The sequence below is a fragment of the Endozoicomonas sp. genome (assembly GCF_031844845.1).
In the GTDB taxonomy this organism is placed as follows: Bacteria; Pseudomonadota; Gammaproteobacteria; order Pseudomonadales; family Endozoicomonadaceae; genus Endozoicomonas.
Window position 1 is genome coordinate 1 of the sequence record NZ_JAVRMB020000232.1, and the last position, 5,316, is coordinate 5,316.

A 5,316-nucleotide genomic window follows, 5' to 3' on the forward strand; every position below is an offset into this window, starting at 1 on the left:
GAGATGTGTATAAGAGACAGGCACCCTTGGCGCGGGCGATGATGGCGTAATCTTCAACGCCATAACGTTGCATGGCACTTTCCACCAGCGCCTCAGCCAGAACCAACCGGGCAGGAGCACCATTTATCGAACACTGAACCAGTGCATAGTCCAGTTCACCACCCATGCTGACTGCCTGAAAAGAAGGCAATGTCCAGGGAGTGGTGGTCCAGATAACAACCGCCACTTCGCCCTTACCTTCTTCATTCTCAAAAGTAAAAGCACTCAGCAGATCAGCTTCATCAATCGCAGCGTAGCGAACATCAACCTGGGTCGAGGTTTTATCCTGATACTCAACTTCCGCCTCAGCCAGGGCAGAACCACCCACAACACTCCAGTAAACCGGCTTGTAACCTTTAATCAGGTGACCATTGTCAGCAATCTTGCCCAGGGCACGGATAATATCCGCTTCCGTCTGAAAATCCATGGTCAGGTAAGGATTATCCCAGTCGCCAAAAATCCCCATCCGCTTAAAGTCTTCACGCTGGCCATCCACTTGTTTGGCGGCGTACTCACGACACTTTTTCCGGAAGGTTTTAACATCAACCTTGTCACCAGCTTTGCCCAGCATGCCTTCTACTTTGTGTTCGATAGGCAAACCATGACAGTCCCAACCGGGAATATAAGGCGCATCATAGCCACTGAGTGTTTTGGCTTTGACAATGATGTCCTTCAGGATTTTATTGACCGCATGGCCGATATGAATATCGCCATTGGCATAGGGAGGCCCATCATGAAGAATAAACTTATCCCGCCCCTGGCTGATCCTGCGAATTTCTTCGTAGAGATCCATGTCATACCAGCGCTTGAGCATTTGTGGCTCACGCTGGGCCAGATTGCCGCGCATGGGGAAGTCAGTCTGCGGCAAATTCAAGGTATGTTTATAGTCGGGCTTTTCAGAAGACGTATCAGAAGGCATAGTTGTTTACCGGAATCTCTACTCACCGCTGTTTGTTAAAAAAACCTTGCGGGCTGTATCAATATCATTAGCAATCGCTGCCCGCAAGGCTTCAAGCGATTCAAACTTCTGCTCATCCCTGATTTTGCCGACGAATTCTACGCTAAGCGTCTGACCGTACAGGTCGCCCTTAAAATCCAGCATATGCACTTCTAACAGGGGACTGCTGCCCGCAACCGTTGGCCGCACACCAATATTGGCAACACCATGGTAACAGTGTCCGTCAACCAGAGTACGCACAGCAAATACACCCTGTATGGGCAATCGCTGACGACAGACCCGAATATTAGCAGTAGGAAACCCCAGCGTTCTGCCCAGCTGTTGTCCCTTCACCACTCTACCCATCATGGTAAAAGGTCTGCCAAGCATTTGCTCCGCTTCCTGCAACCGATTACCAGTCAACGCTTCCCGAATACGTGTACTGCTGACCCGTCCCTGCTGCATCAGGACCGTTCGGGTATCACAGACTTCAAAATCGTACTGGTCGCCCATTAACTCAAGGTGGTTAAAGTCGCCCTTTCGGTCACAACCGTAGCGAAAGTCATCCCCAACAATCAGGTAGCGAATATCAAGACCCTCGACCAGAGTCTGATGGACAAAAGCATCGGCATCCAGCCCTCTCAGACGGTCATTAAATGGCAGGCAGAGTACCTGGTCCACATAATTCTCAGACAGCAGCGCCAGCTTTTCCCGCAGGCTGGATAACCTTGCCGGTGCCGCGCCCGCCAGAAAATACTCCCGGGGCTGGGGCTCAAAGGTGATCACGCAAACCTTGGCGTCAAGCTCAAAGGCCCGTTGTTTCAAGGCCTCAAGAATCGTTCGGTGACCTACATGCACACCATCGAAATTGCCGATGGTTGCCACACATCGCTGATGTTCTGGCCTGATATTGTGCAACCCGCGAATCAACTGCATGGAGAGGCGCAGACTCCCTTACTTCCTGTATTCAACTTTTGATTACCCGTGTTTACCAAGGCCCGCCAATTCTGACGGAGCTGGCTTAACGACGAAGCCGGGCAGTATACCCCAGCCGGTTCCAAGGGTCACTGAGTTGAAAAGAAAACCTGACGACTCACTTTAAATGTCCGTTTCAGAAAGAATCCACCCTCTCAAGAGGGTATTTAATTTAGAACAGTGACCATCACCCCGTAAGGGACATACCCAATTAATGTCCTGGCAGGAGAACCAAACATTCCGATAAACATACCCGATATTTCCTTAAGCTAACCAAGAGTTTTCCTCTCCCTGCTCGCGTTTACTCGAAAATATCTATAATCAAACTGACAAAATCAGGGCATACCTATTCTTAAACAAATTCAGGGGTTTTCTTCATGCAGAACTTTCGTCCTTATATTTACCCGAGAGTACCCGCCGCCCCCCCTCCTAACAATAATCTCAATCCAAATTTTCCTGCATTTAATGGAACACAATTTATTCCTACTCGCCAGCCACCTTTTTCACATACCCACCTATTTTATCGAGCTATATCCCCCTCCCAACAAACCCCACCCCGCATTTTTGCATACACCGGAGCGAATACATCTATACCCTCTCAGCCAGCACCGGCGCCCTTCAATCAGAATGCCCCACAGATACAATATCCAGCAGATTTCCATAACCCTCAGGCAGCACCGGCGCCCTTCAATCAGAATGCCCCACAGATACAACATCCAGCAGGTTTCCATAACCCTCAGGGAAGGCCACAACAACCACATCCTTGTTTAGGTTACCCTATCTACCGCTCGGATCAGGCCAATAGCAGCGACCAACCGCCAGAAAGTCAGGTTCGAATAAATACAGAGCCACCGCCTTCTTTGCCACAGAATACAACTTACCCAACAACGCAAAACCAGACTCCCGCATACATCGCAATACCCACGACCGCATACCCCATGACGGGAATCGATCCACACCAAACTTATGCATATGAAGCTACGAAGCCTGAGCGTGACGCAGTGAACGCCGAAAGGAAAAAGCCTGAAAAGATTGATCCCGGCACATCCACCCTGAATCCAAATACTGCAGAATTTTTTCCCGGGAAAACCTGGAATCAACCTGATAACAAAAAATTTGAAAAAAAAAACATAACAAAAGGATCAACAACTGTGGTAGAAGCTTCAACACCGCTGAAAAATAGCAAAGGCGAACCAAATGAAGCTTCGGCCTCCCCCACTGAATCACGGGAAACACCTCCGTCCGAACCTCACTCACCCACTGCTTCAATTCATCAAGAAAGTAAAAAAACACCTTCAACTATCAAAAAGCCGCCGGAGCCCCCCGAAAGATTAAGCAGCCCACTAAAAGAACGTCACAGGAGCAATAGCCCGGGATCAGACAGCAAGGAAGTCGACAAAACACCAGAGAACAACACGAGCCGCCCCACACAAGAATATAAGCTTGATAGCAAAGCAAATACGCTTCTGGTTGCTGCGAATAATGATGAGAGTTCCGGGATGGTGGCAGATGAGACAAGACAAACAGAAGCCGCCTCACCAATACCATCAGAACCTGTCGCTACTAAAAAGACCGTAGAACACGGTACTGACGGGGAAGTCAAAGGAGCTGAGGTATCAGCCATCGCACAAAGACCAGTCTTGCCCGATAGCCCTGTTGAATCCACTGATGTGCATGAATTTATCTCTGATGGCAGTTGCAGGCCAAAAGAAAAAACCAGGGGAAAACCTGTTGCGCAACTTTCTATTTCGGTTCAGGAGGTACTTAACCTGAAATTGAAAAAGAAGGAGCCTCAAGAACATCCTAAAGAACTCGACCTACTTTACCTGAAGACATTCAATTTCAAGAAAAAGCGCGACTTGCTTGTTGATATCGACGCCAGTGAACTCCAAAAAAAAGGTCAAACACAAAGCAAGAAACAAGCTCTTAAGTCTCTCAATACTGAACTGCGTAACAATAGTTATAAAGGAAAGACACCCGAGATAAAAGATATAGAAAGAATGTATTCACCAGATAAACTTCTGTCGCCACCTGAAAGCACTGTAGACATACACGTCTATTCACGACGGCTACGTGAGGTGGCTGCCATGATCAATGTGCCAATGTATAAAGAGAGACAATTGATGATAAACAGCTTGTCTGCTTACTTTGTTAATAAGTCCATTTCCACATTAGATTGCGCTAAAACCCCTAAAATAAAGACAGCGTTACAAGATATTGCAGCCGATAACATTTTAAACATCGAAATGATTCTGATGTTATTCCTCCCTTATTTCAAACCACTACAGCTAGAGCTCAAAGCTGATTTTCTGAATCCAATGCCCACACTGTATTGTAACCCGCAGCTTTCAAGCAAGTTGCTAAAAAAACAGTTACCTCACATCCTTGATATGGACGCTTTGGCTGACTTCAGCAACTTTCATTTCATGACTACTCTTGCCGGTGTCATTTCACTGACTGAAAGTCTGGACGTAAAAATTGGCAAACTGCAGGTAGACGGTAGTCAGCCAAAGCCACCAGAGAATATTTCCAAACAATCTATCAGGACACATTTAATCTTTGTATGTGACCTTATGCACAAACTGGCCAAAATGACAGATAGTAATAAGATATATGACATTGATTCTAGTATGCTCGGCGCACTGAACAGCCTGTTTAATATCACTGAGACAATACATCAACAGCTTCCAGAATTTCGGGACGAATATATAATGACTGCAGAGTCATGCTGCTTTCTCCTGCAAAAAAAAATGATTCAAAATTTGATTCTGTTACAAAAAAAACAATCACTGACTTTTGAAGGACTCACCGTTCAGGAAAAAAAAATCATTGACTGTCTTCCTGAAAAGCTGGAGAAAACTTTATTAAAAATACTGGAGAATTCCTTGCTATACCGTGGGTTATTGGATATTTCCATGTGCCTGCTGAAGACCATTTCAGATAATAAAATGTTCTTACCAGCCAACCAGAAAGACGAGCAACGCTTAGTTCGTCTGGCTACGTTCTGTAAAGCATTGATCAAAAAACTCGGAGAAACACTTGCCCAAGAAGGACAAAAGTCACAAGAGTGCCCTGACAAGGTGCTACGTGTTTGCATGCCGGTTTTTGAGGGCATCAGTAATATTATCAGGGAAGGCATACCCGGGAGTGACTCGCTCAAACTACTGGAAGCCGCTATTCGTGAACTTACTACTGAATGTGAAACCCGCCTTGACAAAATAAAACAGGTACAGAGGGAGTATGAAGCGAAATTGGACAAAGCCTTCTTCACCAACGTATTGAACGTGATCAAAAAACAAGCGGAGAAGGCCTGCCATGATCGTAAAAACAAAACTGAAAAAGAGAAACAACTGAAAAAGAAGCCA

At 46.4% G+C, this 5,316-nt stretch carries 3 protein-coding genes; 1 reads left to right on the forward strand and 2 read right to left on the reverse strand.

Annotation, left to right across the window (positions count from 1 at the left end):
- Both RM811_RS12200 and ribF read right to left on the reverse strand, forming a co-directional pair.
- Positions 1–958, reverse strand: a 958-nt coding sequence (locus RM811_RS12200; protein WP_402524556.1) for a class I tRNA ligase family protein, incomplete at its 3' end; no start/stop codon positions are given.
- Positions 959–976: 18 nt separating this feature from the next.
- Positions 977–1,912: a bifunctional riboflavin kinase/FAD synthetase gene (ribF, locus tag RM811_RS12205; protein WP_402524558.1), complete on the reverse strand. Its 936-nt coding sequence runs from the start codon at positions 1,910–1,912 to the stop codon at positions 977–979.
- 416 nt (positions 1,913–2,328) lie between these two features.
- Between ribF and RM811_RS12210 the strand changes: the two genes are divergently transcribed.
- Positions 2,329–5,316: hypothetical protein (locus tag RM811_RS12210; RefSeq protein WP_402524560.1), on the forward strand; the 2,988-nt coding region annotated here is incomplete at its 3' end.